General features: G+C 47.2%; 11 protein-coding genes and 1 pseudogene. 7 read left to right on the forward strand and 5 right to left on the reverse strand.

Annotated features, from left to right (window positions below):
• From HQQ92_RS12560 to HQQ92_RS12580, 5 genes are all read right to left on the reverse strand, one after another.
• A complete protein-coding gene (locus HQQ92_RS12560) occupies positions 1–1137 on the reverse strand; it encodes an ABC transporter permease (RefSeq protein WP_173245742.1) in 1137 nt (378 codons plus the stop codon).
• Positions 1127–2083: an ABC transporter ATP-binding protein gene (locus HQQ92_RS12565; RefSeq protein WP_173245745.1), complete on the reverse strand. Its 957-nt coding sequence runs from the start codon at positions 2081–2083 to the stop codon at positions 1127–1129. The genes HQQ92_RS12560 and HQQ92_RS12565 overlap by 11 nt, the downstream gene beginning before the upstream one ends.
• Positions 2080–3063, reverse strand: a complete 984-nt coding sequence (locus HQQ92_RS12570) for an HlyD family secretion protein (protein ID WP_173245748.1) — start codon at positions 3061–3063, stop codon at positions 2080–2082. Before HQQ92_RS12570 ends, HQQ92_RS12565 begins: the two co-directional genes overlap by 4 nt.
• Positions 3063–3764, reverse strand: a complete 702-nt coding sequence (locus HQQ92_RS12575; RefSeq protein WP_105249686.1) for a TetR/AcrR family transcriptional regulator — start codon at positions 3762–3764, stop codon at positions 3063–3065. Before HQQ92_RS12575 ends, HQQ92_RS12570 begins: the two co-directional genes overlap by 1 nt.
• 185 nt (positions 3765–3949) lie before the next feature.
• Positions 3950–4297, reverse strand: a complete 348-nt coding sequence (locus tag HQQ92_RS12580) for a hypothetical protein (RefSeq protein ID WP_113938914.1) — start codon at positions 4295–4297, stop codon at positions 3950–3952.
• 793 nt (positions 4298–5090) lie between these two features.
• Between HQQ92_RS12580 and HQQ92_RS12585 the strand changes: the two genes are divergently transcribed.
• The 7 genes and pseudogenes from HQQ92_RS12585 (at position 5091) to HQQ92_RS12615 (ending at position 16894) form a co-directional block, all read left to right on the forward strand.
• The gene (locus tag HQQ92_RS12585) at positions 5091–5948 is read left to right on the forward strand and encodes a hypothetical protein (protein WP_028760548.1); all 858 of its coding nucleotides are present in this window, start codon (positions 5091–5093) and stop codon (positions 5946–5948) included.
• 11 nt (positions 5949–5959) lie between these two features.
• A complete protein-coding gene (locus HQQ92_RS12590; protein ID WP_173245751.1) occupies positions 5960–7288 on the forward strand; it encodes a DUF4785 domain-containing protein in 1329 nt (442 codons plus the stop codon).
• Between the two features lie 433 nt (positions 7289–7721).
• Positions 7722–11006, forward strand: coding sequence for a winged helix-turn-helix domain-containing protein (locus tag HQQ92_RS12595; RefSeq protein ID WP_173245754.1), 3285 nt, complete (start codon positions 7722–7724; stop codon positions 11004–11006).
• A gap of 25 nt (positions 11007–11031) precedes the next feature.
• The gene (locus HQQ92_RS12600) at positions 11032–11406 is read left to right on the forward strand and encodes a DP-EP family protein (protein ID WP_113938918.1); all 375 of its coding nucleotides are present in this window, start codon (positions 11032–11034) and stop codon (positions 11404–11406) included.
• Between the two features lie 337 nt (positions 11407–11743).
• Positions 11744–12792 (forward strand): annotated as a pseudogene (locus HQQ92_RS12605) (transposase).
• 301 nt (positions 12793–13093) lie between these two features.
• Positions 13094–14122 carry a diguanylate cyclase gene (locus tag HQQ92_RS12610; RefSeq protein ID WP_173245757.1) on the forward strand — a complete coding sequence of 343 codons (1029 nt, stop codon included), beginning with the start codon at positions 13094–13096 and terminating at the stop codon, positions 14120–14122.
• A gap of 177 nt (positions 14123–14299) precedes the next feature.
• A complete protein-coding gene (locus tag HQQ92_RS12615; protein ID WP_173245760.1) occupies positions 14300–16894 on the forward strand; it encodes an FAD-binding protein in 2595 nt (864 codons plus the stop codon).
• Positions 16895–16920 lie beyond the last annotated feature (26 nt).

Raw genomic sequence — 16920 nt, forward strand, 5'->3', positions numbered from 1 at the left:
TTAATCCAAGCGCTTCGAAAATCTCATACTGGCAATCAATAACCCAATACAAGTAAAACCTATCATCCACAGGGCATCAAATTGCAGATCCATCACTTGGGCATCGCGCAGCACTATGGCCCGTGACATGCGCATAAAATGGGTTGCGGGTAAGGCTTCGGCAATCCACTGCGCCGCGATAGGCATGGCTTCGTAGGGGAACATAAATCCCGACAATAGAATCGATGGCAGCAGGATAAATACCGTCATCTGCATCGATTGCAACTGGGTTTTCGCTATGGTCGAAATCACTAATCCTAAGGTTAAACTGGCGCAAATGAACAACATAGCGGCAAGGGCGATAGAATCAAGCCCGCCGCGAATGGGCACATCAAACAACAAATGCCCTGCGCTCAGGATAATGGTCACTTGCACAAAGCCGACGATCACATAGGGCACGATTTTACCCAGCATCAACTCCAGTGGCCGCACAGGCGTAGTGATCAAAAACTCCATATTGCCCTGCTCGCGCTCACGCACTATGGCGGCGGAAGTAAACATCACCATGGTCATAGTCAAAATCACGCCCAACAGACCGGGCACTATGTTGACCACAGAACGTTGTTCTGGGTTGAAATATTGCACCACTTCAAAACTCGGTATCGCCGTTTTTAGTGCTCTTCCTGCGACTTCATCCAGTGGCATTTGCCTTAGGCTACGAATAGTTGAAGCGACAACCGTATCTGAACCATCCACCAGCCATTGGCCAGCGGGTTGTGCGATATAGGACTGGGTTAAATATTGCTGACCCACAAAGCTTGGGTGACGCACTAAACGCTCATCGAGATCGGCGGGCAAATACAGCACCGCTTTGACTTCGCCGCGAGTGATCGCCGCCTCAGCCTCAGCGGCACTTAAATAACGTTGTTTGAAATCCACCACCTGCGTTGCTTCCACCGCCTTAACCAGTGCGCGACTGTAGGCTGAATCACTTAAATTAACTAACCCAGCAGGCAGATGGCGAGCATCGGTATTGATGGCATAACCAAACAACATCAGTTGCACCAGCGGGATCATGATTATCATGCCAAAGGTCATGCGATCCCGCGACAACTGCCGCAGCTCTTTGACCACAATCGCAAAAATCCTACGCCACATGGTCAGTCTCTCCCTTGGAAATCCCAGTCAAGCGCTCGCCGGTGCAAGTGACAAACACATCTTCTAAGCTAGCGCGCACTTCTTCCATCATCCGGCTGGCAACTCTTGGTTTAAGCCAAGCAAGCGGTTCTTCAATATCGCTGCGCACTAACACCCGCAAACGACTGCCGATTTGCGCCGCTGACAATACCGCAGACTCGCTGATCAATGATTGTTTTAAAGTGCGTAAGTCGTCCCCTGAGATCTCAACCACCCGAGCCCCCATCGCCGCCATCAACTGCTGGGGTGAACCGTCGGCGCGTTTTATCCCCCGCTCTAAAATCGCAAGACTATGGCAACGCTCGGCCTCATCCATATAGTGAGTCGACACAAGTATCGTAGTGCCTTGGGCACAGAGATCGAATAAGCGCTCCCAAAACTCGCGTCGATTTTCAGGATCGACCGCCGATGTCGGCTCATCGAGAAACAATAATTCGGGGTGATGTAAGGTCGCTGCCGCTAAGGCCAAACGCTGTTTCTGGCCGCCACTCATGGAGCCCGCCATTTGTTTCTCGCGGCCGACTAAATCGTATAGCGTGACTAACTCGGCTATCCGCAGCTTTGAGGCTCGGCGGTTAAGCCCATAAATTTGCGCGACAAACTCTAAGTTTTCCCGCACCGAAAGATTGTCGTACAGGGAGAATTTTTGCGTCATATAGCCAATGCGGCGGCGCAGTTTTTCCTCGGCACCGGGTAAGGTTTCACCCAAAACACGAATATTCCCCGATGTTGGACTCAGCAACCCAGTTAACATGCGAATTGAAGTCGATTTTCCGCAGCCATTGGGGCCGAGAAATCCATAAATGGTACCCTTGGGAATGGCGAGGTCGAGGTTTTCCACCGCATTAACACCACCAAAGGCGCGGGTCATCCCTTGGGTCTCGATAGCAAAATCAGCGCTTTTCATGGCTGCTGCACTCCTTGCAGCACATCGAGTTCAACTTCTAATGCCATGCCAGTAGGTAGGTCCTGATCTGTGGCAGAAATGGTGATATCGGTCAAATACATCAGCCGCGCTCGATCACGTTCATTTAGCGCATAAAATGGCGTGTAAGCAGGTTGACTGCGAATATTTCGCACAGTGCCAGCAATCGGTATCTCGCGGCCATCCACAAGAATATTGACGCCATCGCCCGCCTTCACTCTGTCTAACCAAGTCGCAGGCAGGTAAACCCGCACATAGGGATTATCGCTCGCCAGCAAACCAATCAACTGAGTGCCTGCGGCAATACGATCGCCGACTCGCCAAGGCAACGTATCGACAACGGCATCACGCGCCGCCACTAAGCTCAAGTCTGCTAAGGCTTTTTGTTCGATGGCTACACTGGCGCGAGCTGCGGCCACCGCCGCTTTGGCCTGCTCTAGCTGCTCACTACGGGTGCCATTTTCTAGTAGTCGCAGGCTTTGCTGCGCCTCGGCTTGCTTAGCGAAACTGGTATCCCGCGCCGCGCGGGCCGTATCTAAATCCGCTTGGCTAAGTACTTTAGTGACAAATAAACGGTTTGTTCGTTCAAAGGCACGCTGAGCTTCTTTCACACTGGCATTCGCCCCGTCGAGCACGGCCTTGGCGCGTTCTATATCCTCTAAACGCGCCCCTGTGACCGCCTCAGAAAGTTTAGCTTTAGCCTGTTCAAGCTCGGCCTGGCGCAGGGCGAGGCGCGCATTGGCTGAGGTTGTATCAAGCTGAATTAACAGCTCGCCCGCCTTAACCTGTTGACCTTCAACCACATTCACTTGAGTAATCAACTCACCTACGGGCGCGGTAAGTGTCAGCCTGTCCCGCTCGACAGTGCCAAGCACTCTGGGCGGCGCTTCAGTGCAGCCGACTAATAGTAAGATCACACAACCCACACTCACGTGCGTCAGAATTTTAAAATTCACACCCATTACGACTTCCTCGGTTCACGCAGTACACCTTGGGTAAAAACCTGCATATTGTGCAGCGCTAGGCGCTGTAAACCATCAGCATCGGCACTAAAAAAGCCGAACTGACGCATTAACACCGGGGGCGCAATAAGCGGAAAGACCATCAGACTCACGAAACTGAGGCGTGCTAAATCGGGATCTAATCCCTCCTTCAATAGCCCCGCATTGACTAATGTGGATTCGAGCCATTGCCGCGAGAGGGATAAAATTTGCTCAAAAACAGACAACATAATGCGATAGGGTTCTGAGCCATCGCCTTCCTGTAACACCCGTATAATCAACCGTGGCAATCCCAGGTTAGGTGCCATAACACGATAATATGTCTGCATAAGTTCACCCAAGTTATTAGGGGCATCCGCGGCGGATATTTCGCGAAAACGCGCTAATACGGGCTCAAGGGTTTCCCGCACCATTTGTTCGAACAGGCCCGATTTTGAACCAAAATAATAACGAATAAGCGCAGCATCAACCTCGGCTTCGCGGGCAATTTCGCGGGTAGAAACGCTGGGATAACTGCGATGACTGAAGAGACTTAAGGCTGCGATAATTAAGCGTTGGCGGGCATCGGAATCCCCTTTCGGACGACCAGGAGTCTGCGGCTGTGATTCAGTTTGGGCGGTAAATGGCACAACCCCCTTTGGGCGACCGGGAATAAGCGACATGGCAAGCTCCAGCAAAATTCATCTATTGATGAATATACTGAAAAGCCGCGTAAAAAGGCAGCAGTTAAATTCCTCATTTTCATTGATATTGAGGAATTTAACCCTAGCACTGCAAGGCTAAAATTTAGGTACCGTTCAATCGAAAAATTAAGCGGCCTTCTATTAAAGATTTATACAGTAAAAGCTTATGCGCCTTTCACTATCGCACTCAAACGGGTAATGAATTGCTGTACGGCTTCAACTGTGTCAAAACTAAAGGCAAGGCCATAGTGGGTTTCGGTCAAACTCTTATGTAAACGTTTGGGGAAACGTGTCATCTCGGCATTGTGGAAATAGTCGTATTTGGCATGCACGCCTGCAATAGTGGCAAGTTCGCCGGAAAAGACTTCGAATGCAGGGCGAATAATCAAGTTTGGTGATTTACCGTCGAGGTGTAAATAGAAAGCCTCTTTGGTTTCTGGGAGCATGTATTCAGTAATGTTTTTTATGGTGAAATTAGTGCGACATTGCAGTCCACTTAAGCAACTCACCATCTTATTATGTTCTATCGCCAAACTTATTCTCCCGTGTTTGTTGTCTATTTAGATTAAACCTGCCCATATCGCGCTACTTTTTCTACTCTCAGTCAATCCATGGCTCAGATGACGGATTAAGATGAGAAGAATATCATCTCGGCAATGTTGGTTTTTATCCCGTTTATCCCACTTTACCTCAGCTCAGCCTAATCGGTTTAGTCTTAAAATGCACTAAAGTGATACCCATATCCCAGAGTAAATGAGCGAGTTTGAATTATTTATCACAAAAAACCTTTATATACAGAACGATAAACCGATTAATTCAAACGCTAAGTGGGTGTAACAGAAAATTCTTTTGTGTAAGCAAATCGCTATTTCAAACACGATAAAGCACAATTTAGTTTATTAGGCATTGCTTATCATCAGGTTACCAACCTTTAGTTTGACATTAAAACGAACCGTTCAAAATGCGACCCTGCGATTGCATTTTATAATGATTGTTTTACTTGCCAGCTTAAAATGTTGCGTCTAGGTTAATAAGCTTGAGTTAAGTCCTGTTGATAATAGCTAAGTTACGGCAATCACATTTGATGCCAACCTAAACTAGCGCATTCACGCTATCCCGTCGTATTCAGGCCTTAAGTCATGTTTTACCCAAAGTGAGTAACCCGCGCTTAAGCGCCTATAAACCGAGCCATGCCAGCCGATTTCAAGCTTATTTACGGCAGATCCTGCATTAACTGACTTGCCCTAAACTGTCGCAACGGACTGGCGGCCACAATCAACAAGACCAACAACACGAGATATAGCCATGAAGATCAAAAAAGCCCTCATGCTCTTGGGTCTGTTCGCTGTCAGCCCAGTCACGTTAGCCGCAACCGGAGTCGCCTTTATCCATGGTACGGGTCACCAGACCAATGCCTTAGCCGATTACTGGACGCCCGAATTTGTTAACTCAGTGCGCCAAGGCATCCCAGTGCCAAACAATTACACAGTGATCAACTGCGACTTTGACCAATATATGTGGGAAGAAAGCGCCGCAGGTTGTCTGGCCACGCAGCTCAATAGCTTTATCCAAGCCAAAAATATCGACGACTTAATTCTGCTGACCCACTCCAATGGTGGCAACGTAGTGCGGTGGATTTTATCTAATCCAACGTGGGACAGCCGTTATCCTGCAGTGATTAACGCCACCTCAAAGGTTATCGCCATCGCGCCTTCCAGTGCTGGTACGCCGCTGGCCGACGCGGTGAACCAAGGTAATGTGTTCGAAACCAGCTTAGGCTGGCTCTTAGGCTATGGCAGCAACGCGGTGAAACAACAGCAAGTCGGTTGGATGGCAAACTACAACAACGCTTGGCTTAATGGCACAGCGGGTCGCCCATCGCTGGGTAAACCCTTCGAAGTCGTGGTGGGCTCAGATGTTGATTCCGCCATTTGGGACAGCGACAGTTACTGCGCGGGTTATCAATACCAAGTCGCGCTCGAAACCACCCAAAACTGGCTCGATAGCTGCTCCGACGGCTTCTTAAATTGCAGCTCACAAAAGGCGGCTGGCACTGTCTGGTTTACTGATAAACAAAAGACCCGTGGCCAAGAGCCCTTAAGCCATCAGCAGAGCCGTCGTACGTGTTTCAACTTAGACACGCTGATCCGCAACCACATTTAAGGAGCACTAAGATGCACACACTCAGCAAACTTGCCAGTGTCTTGGCGCTAAGCGGACTGCTTGCAGCCTGCCAAGATGAAGCCACACCCATAGATCCCAAAACCAATGCCAGCCCTATGTACGCCAAAGGGTTAACCCTAGCCGCGCCGAGCGATACCGATCTCGTCGATAGCAATATTGCCAGCCCAACACTCACGCCCATCAACACCAGTACGGATTACATTAGCTTTATCACCCCGCTGTACGGTGAGTATCAAGCGAGTATGCTTAAGCTGGAGCAAGCCAGCCAAAGTGACGAGTATTGGGTCAATGTAACAGGCGCACAGCTTAATGCGGGCGTGGGCCTCACCATGAGCCAAGCGTCGAGCTTAGTGCGCATTGCACCTCGGGGCGATACCCGCTCTGGCGCCTTAATGCATGCAGAGGCTATTGCCCCTGAGCGCGTACAAATTCAGCGCGTTACCCCTAATCAGTCACCCCAAGGCAAAGCAGCCAACAGCAGTGGGATAAACACCAATGAGTCACTGGTCAAATCGATGGTCAACGCCGATGCTTTGGCTAGCGCAGGGTTAACCGATGATTCCAGTGCACTGCAAATGTCGGCGAAGGCCACACCGGGCGAATATCGCCTGCAGGTCAGCCAGCCGTTAACACCGAGCGCCAGCTACTTAGTCAATGTGAAGGAAAAAGGCTCGCCCTATCAACTGAGCGTCAAAGCCCCCATAGCCATCGCGGCGGATGCGCAAACCCTTGGGCTTGAACTCGCACTCAGCCAAAGTGATAACGCCTTTGTGCCACAGGCAAAACTCAAGCAAGCCGATGGCAATATGCAACCGCTGGCGATGGTAAAACAAGGGGAGACATGGCAAGCGGTGATCCCCGCGGGCGTCGCACTTTCGAGCAGCAATGCAGGTTTCAGTGAAATTGAAATCACAGTGCAAACCCAAGTCGATGGCCGACCTGTGCAGCGCACGGTTAAATCTGTCTTTAAGTCCTATGTCAATTCGGCGAGCATCAAGCCCGAAGTGCTCACGGTTTGGGATAAAGGCTTGCCTAACCAAATCAACTTTGAGTTAACTGTCGCCGAGGCGGGGCGTTTTGGCTTAAGTGGCACGTTAACCGGCACCAATACCGAAGGTCAAAAAGTTGCGATTCTACGCACCCAAGCGGCCAATTGGCTGACCCCAGAGTCGCCGAAGTTAAAGCTGATGTTAGATCCTAAGCTCATCCAAGCCTCGGGTTTACAGCCGCCCTTCGAACTCAATGAATTAGAACTGCAAGATCAAGGTCAAATGGCCAGATTAAGCTATCAAGCCAAGGCACTAACCTTAACGCGCTAATCCAAAGGGACGAATGTTAAGGGCTAACGTTAAGATACTCAGCTTAACGTGCTGATAAGTCAGGCTTGTTAGCCTTAAGTTCCTCTCTAATACAAAGTGCCCAATCATGGGCACTTTTTTATTGTTGATCTTTTGCAATCTACACCTAAAAGCCATCACCTTATTTAACATCTAGCGTAAAGCACAAACTGTTGACAGAAAAATGACAAGCTAAAGACTATTTACCACACTTCACCCTGATAAAATTTACATTGATTATCAAGGGTTATTCCTTTTAAATAACAATCATCAACGGCATAATGTCAAGGTCTTGACATCAGACCTTTGAATGACAAGCATACGGTTCTTTATAACAATACGTATAACAATAAGAGTGACTCACGGCGCAAGTTTTTACCGTGCCATGGTCAATACTCAATAAATGGACATCGTTATGAGTGACAGCACATTTTTCTTTGGTGAATGGCAAATCAATCCCAGCGCCAATAGTCTGCTCCTTGGCAAACAAGTCAAACAAGTCAAACAAGTCAAACAACTTGAGCCCAAGGCGATGGATGTGCTGCTGTTTCTCTGTCAACGGGCGGGCGAAGTCGTCAGCAGTGATGAAATAGTCAGCCACTGCTGGCCAGGTGTAGATACCGGCGACAATCCACTACACAAGATTATCAATCAGTTACGTAGAGCATTAGGCGATAGCGCCACCGATCCCACCTATATAGAAACCATACGCAAACGCGGCTATCGCACCTTAGCCGAAGTGCGTTTTCCTATCGGACACCAAGCCACCGCCAGCCCACAGAGTTGGCAAGGCGGCTCTCCCTTTCCGGGGCTGCAAGCCTATAGCGCTAACTATGCCGAGGTGTTTTTTGGCCGCAGTGAACAAATCAGCACTTTGCTTAACCGGATAAGCCAACAAATCCTGTTTGGCCGTGCCTTCTGCCTGATCTTAGGTCCAAGTGGCAGCGGTAAATCTTCCCTGATTAATGCGGGTGTTGTGCCCAATTTAATGAAGGGCGACGGCTATAACGGCATTGGTGTCGCGTCATTCAGCAGCTTAGATTTTGCCGATGTGAGTAAAGGGCAACTACTCACCGATCTTGCCAGTGCTATGCTCGACTGGGAAATCAACGACATCCCAGTATTCGAAGGCATGAGCGCTGAGACTCTGGCGATTCAACTCATCGAAGATATCCAAAGCGTAATCGACCAGTGCACCCAAGCGCTCAAGGCTAAACCCTTTTCTAATCCGTTTTTTGCCTTGTTTATCGACCGATTAGAAGTGTTGCTCTCATCACCGCTATTTAGCGATACCGAACGAACTCAGTTCATAGAATTATTGGAACAACTCGCCACCTCAAAAGCCGTGATTATCATCAGTGCCTGTCGCAACGATTTTTATCCTTTATTGGTCAATTACCCAAGCTTAATGGCGGGTAAAGCCCGCGGCGCCCACTTTGACTTAGCACCGCCAACACGCACTGAGCTATTACAAATGATCCGCCTGCCCGCAGTGGCTGCCAACTTAAGCTGGGAAGTTGACAGCGACACCGCAATGCCGCTCGATGAAATGCTCTGCAGCGATGCCGCCAGTAACCCAGATGCGTTGCCCATGTTGCAATACACTCTGCAAGCCTTGTATTTACAGCGCAGCGCCGACGATAAGTTGTTAGTCTCGGTTTATCATGCACTGGGCGGTATTGAAGGGGCGATTGGCAAAAATGCCGAGCAGGCGATTTCCCATTTAAGCGATGCCGAAAAAGCCAGCCTACCACGGATTTTATCCCTGCTAGTCACCCTGCGCGAAGATGAAAAGTCCATCACCAGCCGCACCGCTCGCTGGTCGCAACTGCAAAGCACGGCCGAAACCGCCCTAGTGCAAGCCATGGTCGATAGCCGCTTATTCGTGTCGCATCTGCAAAATGGTGAACCCTGTTTTAGCATCGCCCACGAAGCACTTTTACGCCGTTGGCCTCGGGCAACCGCTTGGATTAGCGAGCATAACGACAGCTTAAGCATTAAGAGTCGCCTACAGCATTTATCTAAGCGTTGGCTCAGCGAAGCCAAACACAGCGCTTATCTGCTCGCCGAAGGCAAGCCGTTAAAAGAGGCCCAAAGCCTCAGCCAAAATCCGTTATTCGATTTAGACGATCCCGAAACTGCCTTTATCGCAGCCTCCAGCAAACGCGCCAATATGCTGCGCTGGACGAGGCGCCTAACCGTCGCCCTGCTGTGCGTCCTCACCTTAACCTCCGTCATTATGAGCGTGCGCAGCATAGAAGCCGAAAAACTTGCCCTGCAAAAACGCCTCGCCGCCGAAGATTTGCTCGGCTTTATGGTGGGTGACTTCGCCGACAAGATGCGCGGCATCGGCCGTATGGACTTACTCGACGGGATCAGCAATAAAGCACTGGAATATTTCAGTGATTTTTCTAATGACAACGGCGATCAACATCTGAGCCTTGAAGCTCGCCTACAACATGGACAAACACTGGAGGCAATGGGTGAAGTCGCGTATTCACGCGATAAGCTAGATGAGGCCAAGACAGCGCTTCTCGCCGCTCAAACTAAGCTAACCAATCTCTATACTGAGCAACCGACAAACCTAGAGTTATTAAAAACCTTAGGCGCAAATGCATTTTGGCTTGGGCAGATAAAATACGATATGAGTGATTGGGAAAGCGCTAAGCCCTACTTTGAGCAGTATCTAAGTTATAGCCAGGTCATGTATAAGCTAGCTTCCGACGATAAAAATGCGCTCATGGAACTATCCTACGCTAACAATACGCTAGGTTCACTAGCAATGAAGCAACAGCAATTTGATAAAGCTACAAGCTACTTCGATGAGTCACTCAGACTAAAATTATTAGCTCTGACTCAGGATCCTAGCAATAAGCAATTACAAGCTGACATAGCAAACGCCCGCTCTTGGTTAGCCAGTGCTTTTCGTTCAAGAGGTGATCTGAACTCCGCCATAGCAATACATCGTCAACTTCAAACTGAATTAGAAGTATTACGAAAAACAAACGACACTGATGGTTATATATTGGATAGATTAGCTAGCAGCTTAAGAATTAGTTCGACTTTATATGAATTTCAAGGCCAGATGCAAAAGGCTTTTGATGATGCATTGTTGGGAGAGCAACTCATTCAACAAGCCACAGTCCTAGATCCCAAAAATACTGCTTGGAAGACACAATTGTATTATCTTAAGTTTCAATTGATGTTACTAAATACTAACCTAAAAGATCCACGTAGCTCCCATATTCCAGAAACTTTGCTGGCCGAGCTTGGACTAGAAAAAGAGGCATTTATAAAGAGCCCCCGCTATTTACCACTCAAAGCTATTTTACTTAAAAATGCGGCTCAATATTACCAACTTAAAGGGCTAAATGAACTGAGCATAGACTCAGTCGCAGAAGCATCAACTCTTTTAACTGAAATAATCAAAGTTACTCCCGATGACTTTAAGTACCTTGCCAGCTTGGCAGAAATAGAGCTCTTGAGAGCCAGATTATCCAAACAACAGCAAGATATGCAAACAGTTAAAAAATCCTGCACTAAAGTCAAAATAATGCTGGCACCAATCCAAGTGAAAAATAGGGATCCACAGTATTTACAGCCATATGCAAGAGCCCTCGATTGTTTAGGTGAACTAGATATACAGCACAAACTGATCGAGCAGTTAACACAAGCAGGAATAGAAGATATTAGATTTTAACCACCAACAAAATAGGAAACACTCAATGTCAGACATTTATGGACAGGCTCAATATATTAAAGTCACAGTAAAGCTTGAAAATGGAGAACCCGTATTCACTTACACTGATGCAGAAGGTACAGAATGCCCCGGTGATATGACTATTACTGTTGCCAGTACTATTACTTATTTACTCGATGACCAAACAGGTAAGGGACTTAAATTCGTAGGCGCAGGTTTTTTAACTCCCTTTGATGGCATCATAGATGCGATGACCCTTAGCAGCGATGGAACCCTATTACAGATGGTTGATATGAACCATACTCCGGGCACAACTAAGTTTCAGTTTGTACTAACAAATACTAGCAATACCCTAATGCTCCTCAGCCCTGACCCAGAGATTATCAATCGAGAAGATTAGTAGAAGCGGGAAAAAAGATTTTTCTCCGAAGCGAAAAAGCTGGGACAGCCATATCTTTTCGAGATAAGTGCCTCCTAGAAAAAAAGCTGAAAAAAGCTGGGACAGCCATGATTTATTTATCTCAGGACAGCCATATCTTTTCTAGATAAATGCCTCCTGAAATGAGCTCAAAATGCTCTGCTGCTACGGCGGAGCATTTCTCACAAGACATCCGCTTATCCTCCGTTTTCCCATGGCAAAAGCGGGGAAAAAGCGGGGACAGCCATGTCTTTTTGTGCTTTATCCCCTCTTATACTAGCCTTTACATTATCTTGATTGCGTCTGTTTGGAGCGGATGATGACCTCGGCCAGAAGAATGCTTATCGATGCTAATACAACGCCCTTCTATCATGTGATAAATCGCTGTGTCAGAAGGGCTTTTCTGTGCGGTGAGGATAAACTCACAGGCCGCAGTTATGAGCATAGACGTGGCTGGATTGTCGATAAAATCAAAGCATTATCCACCATCTTTTGTATCGATATCTGCGCCTATGCGGTGATGAGCAATCACTATCATTTAGTGCTTAAGATTGACGTGGAGAAGGCTAAATCGTTAACGCAAAGAGACATTATCAGTCGCTGGTGTCAAATCACCAAAGGCCATGCTATTGCCACTAAATATATGAATGGTGATGCATTAATCGACGGTGAACGCATGTTACTCGATGCCTTAATTGCCGAGTGGCAAGAGCGATTAAGCAGTGTATCTCTTGGTTTATGCGATGCCTAAATGAAGAGATTGCCCGTAACGCAAATCGAGAAGATGAGTGCAAAGGTGCCTTCTGGGAAGGCCGTTTTAAATCCCAAGCACTGTTAGATGAGCAAGCATTACTAGCGTGTATGATGTACGTTGATTTGAATCCTATTCGAGCTGGCATTGCCGATTCTTTGCAATCTTCTGATTTCACCTCGATCCAAGAAAGAATTAGTGCACTCAAGCAGGTAAATAACACCATCATCTCACCGCAAGCATCAGTCCAATCCGCAAAAAATAAGCCTCAAACGATAAACAAATCTCTCGCCAAGTTCGATGCGGCGACACACTCTAGTCAACAAACGGGCATCCCTTTTCATTTTGCGGATTATCTGGAACTTATCGATTGGACTGGCCGCGCCATTCGCCATGATAAAAAAGGCTTTATCGATAATCAGCGACCAAAACTGCTCAATGAGTTAGGGATTGCATCAGATGCTTGGCTCAGCTCTGCTAAAGATTTTCGCCGCCAGTACAGTGGCATCAGTGGTCGTTGGGATGCGATGTGCGCTTTCAAACTTCAGCAAGGTGGTAAATGGTGTAGAGGAAAATCGAGTAGCGAAGCTCTACATCCAAATCAACCTTTAGGGTAAACGAACCGTTCCTCACTCTTTATCTGCAGTTAAATTTCGACACTAAAATCCTTTGCGCTTGCCGCTTAATAGCCAAAAATCCACTCATGGGTACCGCTCTTTCAACTTAGCCATGCCCAAAAACCTCGCACGTTTCAGCTAAACCTGAGAATTTACCGTGAGAAGAGTAAATTTAAAACCTTTATAAACAATAGATTAAATCGGAAGGTAAGCAGAAGGTATCTTTTCTTTGCGAAGAATAAAGTCATCATCAGAAAAGCGCTTAGCGCAGATGACATTAGGTTCACGGAGAATGATAACAATGACAAGCTCACCTAAACTGACACGTTCACAACATCCATTATCACTTGTGGGTGAAGGCAATGGTTCACAGTGCACTGCGCAGCAAGGCTTGGTCGAACCTTCGTTGCCGTTAACCTTCTTCGAACATGCCTCGATTGAAACGATTCAACAATTTATTCAGCATCTGACTGAGCCGGTGATTATCGTCAATGCCCAAGGTTACATTTACTTTAGCAATAGCAAAGGTGCTGACTTACTGACGTGCCCGCAGGCCAGTTTGAAGGGACAAGATTGGCGCAACTTTTTGACCGAACACCATCAAGCTCGCTACGACAATCTGCTGAGCAATGATATTAAATTAGGCAAAAATTGCGGTATTCCAGTGCAGCACTCCGCCGAAGAAATCACCCTCATTACCGCCTCAGGTAAAGCAAAAGATGTTGAGCTCTCCATTTCCTACATCCCAAGTCATGAACCTCTGTTTGTGATGATGATGCACGATTTGACGAAGCACAAAGCGGAAAATCAAAAACTACGTAAATTGGCCGCCACAGATTCACTGACAGGACTGGCGAACCGCCGATATTTTGATGAAATGCTGCATCACTATTGGGAAGAATGCACAGGTAAGCTGCGCCCGATCAGCGTGGTGATTATCGATGTGGATTACTTCAAAGTGTTCAACGACCAATTCGGCCATATCCAAGGGGACGAATGCCTACGTAAGATTGCCAAAGTGATTGCTGACATAGTACCGATAGAAATTGGACTAGCAGCGCGTTACGGCGGCGAAGAATTCGCGCTAATTCTACCAAGCCACAATGCCAAAATGGCACTAACGATTGCCCAAAAAGTGCAGCAAGGGATTAATGACCTGCGCTTTACCGAGCAAGGGCTGCGCGATTATGTCTCTGTGAGCGCGAGCCAAGGGATTGCGAGCGAAATTAATGGCCAGTTCCGTACCTCACTCGCCATGCTATGCGCCGCCGATACCGCATTGTATCGCGCCAAAGCCGATGGCCGTGACAGGATCAATACATCGCTTTAATACCTATTAATTGGCGACTTGTTTGCCCGCAACTGATTTACCCAAAACTGATTTACCCAAAACATAGTTACCCGCGGCTTAGTTACCCGCAATTGATTAACAACGGGATGAATGACCTCAGTAGGCGCTTTAGCGCATTGAGGAAAACACGCAAAGCACACGAAAGGACTCATGAATATGGACAAGCTTGAGGCATCAAGAAATATACGGGCAGTGATTGAAAAAAGCTTACCCGTAAGCACGTCACCCCTTGCCATATTCACTTACCAGTGTTGGTTGAAAACCAGCGCAGGTGGGCGTGTGTTCCATTATAAAACCGATCGAGAAGATACCTATTTCGCGGTGGATATTAATTCACTAGGGCATATTGAATGCGTGATTAATACCACCTTACTGCGAGTTGAAGCAATATCAACCTTAGGTGGACTCAACGATGGTCAGTGGCACTTATTGTCTATCTGCCATGAATACCATGAAATCAGTTGTTATGTGGATGGTGAAATTACCCATACACAACTCAATAACCTGTCACTGGTTGCCGACAATGAGTTTTTAATTGAAAACGTGTCTTTACCGAATCATCGCGATACACATTTCGATGGTGAAATATTTGGCATCACCTTGCTTAATAGATTATTAACCCGAACTGAAATCGTTGACTATTACCGTAATCCAGCGCAACAAAGATCGATTAGCGAAAATAACCTTTACATTTACCAGCATCAAGATGCACATAATATTCGTGGTGAAAACTTTATCCCACTTAAAAGACAAAAAGTGCTGCTGGTCATATTTAATGACACTGAATATCAATTCATAAAAACCACTGCGGATAGCAACACCTATAATCAACAATTGCCTAAGATTATTCCGCCCCACGAACGCCGAGCCTATATTATTGAATGTAACTATAACACTTGGCCAAATTTTAGTTATTTAGTTAATTACACGGCGAGTAATCAAGCGGATATTACACTCAATGTTGAAGTGTTTAAATCGCTGACAGCCTATCGCTCCAATATTAAAGTCACCGTTGCAAATGAACTCGAACGGGATTGTTTGATTATTCAATCGACCGAAGAAGAATTAAGTGCTGAAGTGCGTATTAGTGAAAACTTAGTGATCACTCAAGCCAAAAACTTTGTTAATTTCATCAATGAAGTTCGCGCACACATTCCGGCCGATAATATTATTACCGGTGGCCATTATTATAGTGAGCAGCAACTCTCGGTCAGCACGGGTAAGCAAATGATTGCCTACCAACAGGCTTGCCAACTGTTCAACCGCAGATTACAAAAAAAACCACTGGCGATCATCAAATGCACGTCAACTGAAGAAGTCAAAATCGCCTATAAAGCGGCCATCGATTATAACTTGCCGATCAGCGTGCGCTCGGGGGGGAATGATCACGAAGGAGAAAGCACTGAGACCAATACCATAGTGTTAGATCTGCTGAAGATGAATAGCCTCACTTTAGATCCCATCACAGGTATTGCGGCCATTGGCCCAGGCAATCGCTTTATCGAACTCACCACAGCCCTTGCCAAACAAGGCGTGATGATCCCCCATAGTACAAGCGGCAGCGTTGCCTTAGCGGGATTTATTATGGGAGGCGGCTCAGGACCTTGGACCCGCAAATACGGCATGTGCTGCGAATCCCTATTACAGGCAGAAATTGTCCTCGGCATTGGTGAAACCCAAGTCGTCTCTGTTGCCAATAAACCTGAGTTACTCTGGGCGCTCAAGGGTGGCGGTGGGTTAAGTTACGGCATAGTGACCCGCTTTTTTGTTCAAACCTTTCCACTACCGCCTTGCCTTATCAAGTTTGAATTAGAATGGAATTGCTACGATAAACAAACCCATGAACTCATTGAGCACACCCCAACCAAAGACATTTTACAGCGCTGGGAAGCCATCATAAATGCCGACAGCACTGGCTGTTTGATTGGCACTAATCTCAAGATTAATGCCAAACATTTACCCGTAGAACAACACAAAACACCCGGCATAGACACTGAGTCAATTACGCATAACTGCTTGATGTATGGTTTTTGGGAGGGTAATTCAGCCAGCCTAAACCACTTTATCCAGACACAATTTAATGAATTTGGCCTAGTGCCCAATGATATTCGCATTGAGGGTATGGGCGGACTTACCAAAGCCTACGGTGAAAACCTAATGCCCAGTTGGGAAAGGGAATCTTTTCATCATCTGCAAGCTGACTTACAAGGCATAAGCCGCTCACCTAATCCAACCGATGTGGATGAACCCGCGCCCCATAAAGTCACCTCACGCTTAGTGAATCAAACGGGGCTCAGGGACGGTTATAAGCCACTGCTTGAAAGCTTAACCTCTCGCTATGTGCTTGAAGGTAATCGCCAATTGGGGCTATTTACCTATGTCACCCTTGGCGCCATTGCGGGTGATTATTATCGCACTATGGGCGAAGAGCAAAAGAGTCGCAGCGCCTTCCCCTACAAGGACAGACAATACACGATTCAATATCAAACTTGGTGGAATAACGCCCTGCAAGAGAAACAACAATTGCACGATAGCCAAGTGTTTACCCGCATTAATCGTGCGCTCGATTGGATTGATGCCAGCCGAAACTATGACATCCCCAACACCTCGGGCGCTTTTATCAGTTTCAAAGATAAGGCCATTCCAACAGATGTGTACTTTGACCACAATTACGCTGCGTTAAAACGGATTAAGGCGGCCTACAGCCAAGATAGCTTTAACCATTTCCGCTCACGTAAAAGCATTATCTAAGTTAATACATCGGCATAGCCTAGGGT

The organism is Shewanella sp. DC2-4 (assembly GCF_013248875.1).
GTDB lineage: Bacteria > Pseudomonadota > Gammaproteobacteria > Enterobacterales > Shewanellaceae > Shewanella > Shewanella oncorhynchi.

What these genes read in the sequence shown, in the direction of transcription:
- HQQ92_RS12560 (WP_173245742.1), bottom strand. Translation starts at nt 1,137, where the DNA reads ATGTGGCGTAGGATTTTTGCGATTGTGGTCAAAGAGCTGCGGCAGTTG.
- HQQ92_RS12565 (WP_173245745.1), bottom strand. Translation starts at nt 2,083, where the DNA reads ATGAAAAGCGCTGATTTTGCTATCGAGACCCAAGGGATGACCCGCGCC.
- HQQ92_RS12570 (WP_173245748.1), bottom strand. Translation starts at nt 3,063, where the DNA reads ATGGGTGTGAATTTTAAAATTCTGACGCACGTGAGTGTGGGTTGTGTG.
- HQQ92_RS12575 (WP_105249686.1), bottom strand. Translation starts at nt 3,764, where the DNA reads ATGTCGCTTATTCCCGGTCGCCCAAAGGGGGTTGTGCCATTTACCGCC.
- HQQ92_RS12580 (WP_113938914.1), bottom strand. Translation starts at nt 4,297, where the DNA reads ATGGTGAGTTGCTTAAGTGGACTGCAATGTCGCACTAATTTCACCATA.
- HQQ92_RS12585 (WP_028760548.1), top strand. Translation starts at nt 5,091, where the DNA reads ATGAAGATCAAAAAAGCCCTCATGCTCTTGGGTCTGTTCGCTGTCAGC.
- HQQ92_RS12590 (WP_173245751.1), top strand. Translation starts at nt 5,960, where the DNA reads ATGCACACACTCAGCAAACTTGCCAGTGTCTTGGCGCTAAGCGGACTG.
- HQQ92_RS12595 (WP_173245754.1), top strand. Translation starts at nt 7,722, where the DNA reads ATGAGTGACAGCACATTTTTCTTTGGTGAATGGCAAATCAATCCCAGC.
- HQQ92_RS12600 (WP_113938918.1), top strand. Translation starts at nt 11,032, where the DNA reads ATGTCAGACATTTATGGACAGGCTCAATATATTAAAGTCACAGTAAAG.
- HQQ92_RS12610 (WP_173245757.1), top strand. Translation starts at nt 13,094, where the DNA reads ATGACAAGCTCACCTAAACTGACACGTTCACAACATCCATTATCACTT.
- HQQ92_RS12615 (WP_173245760.1), top strand. Translation starts at nt 14,300, where the DNA reads ATGGACAAGCTTGAGGCATCAAGAAATATACGGGCAGTGATTGAAAAA.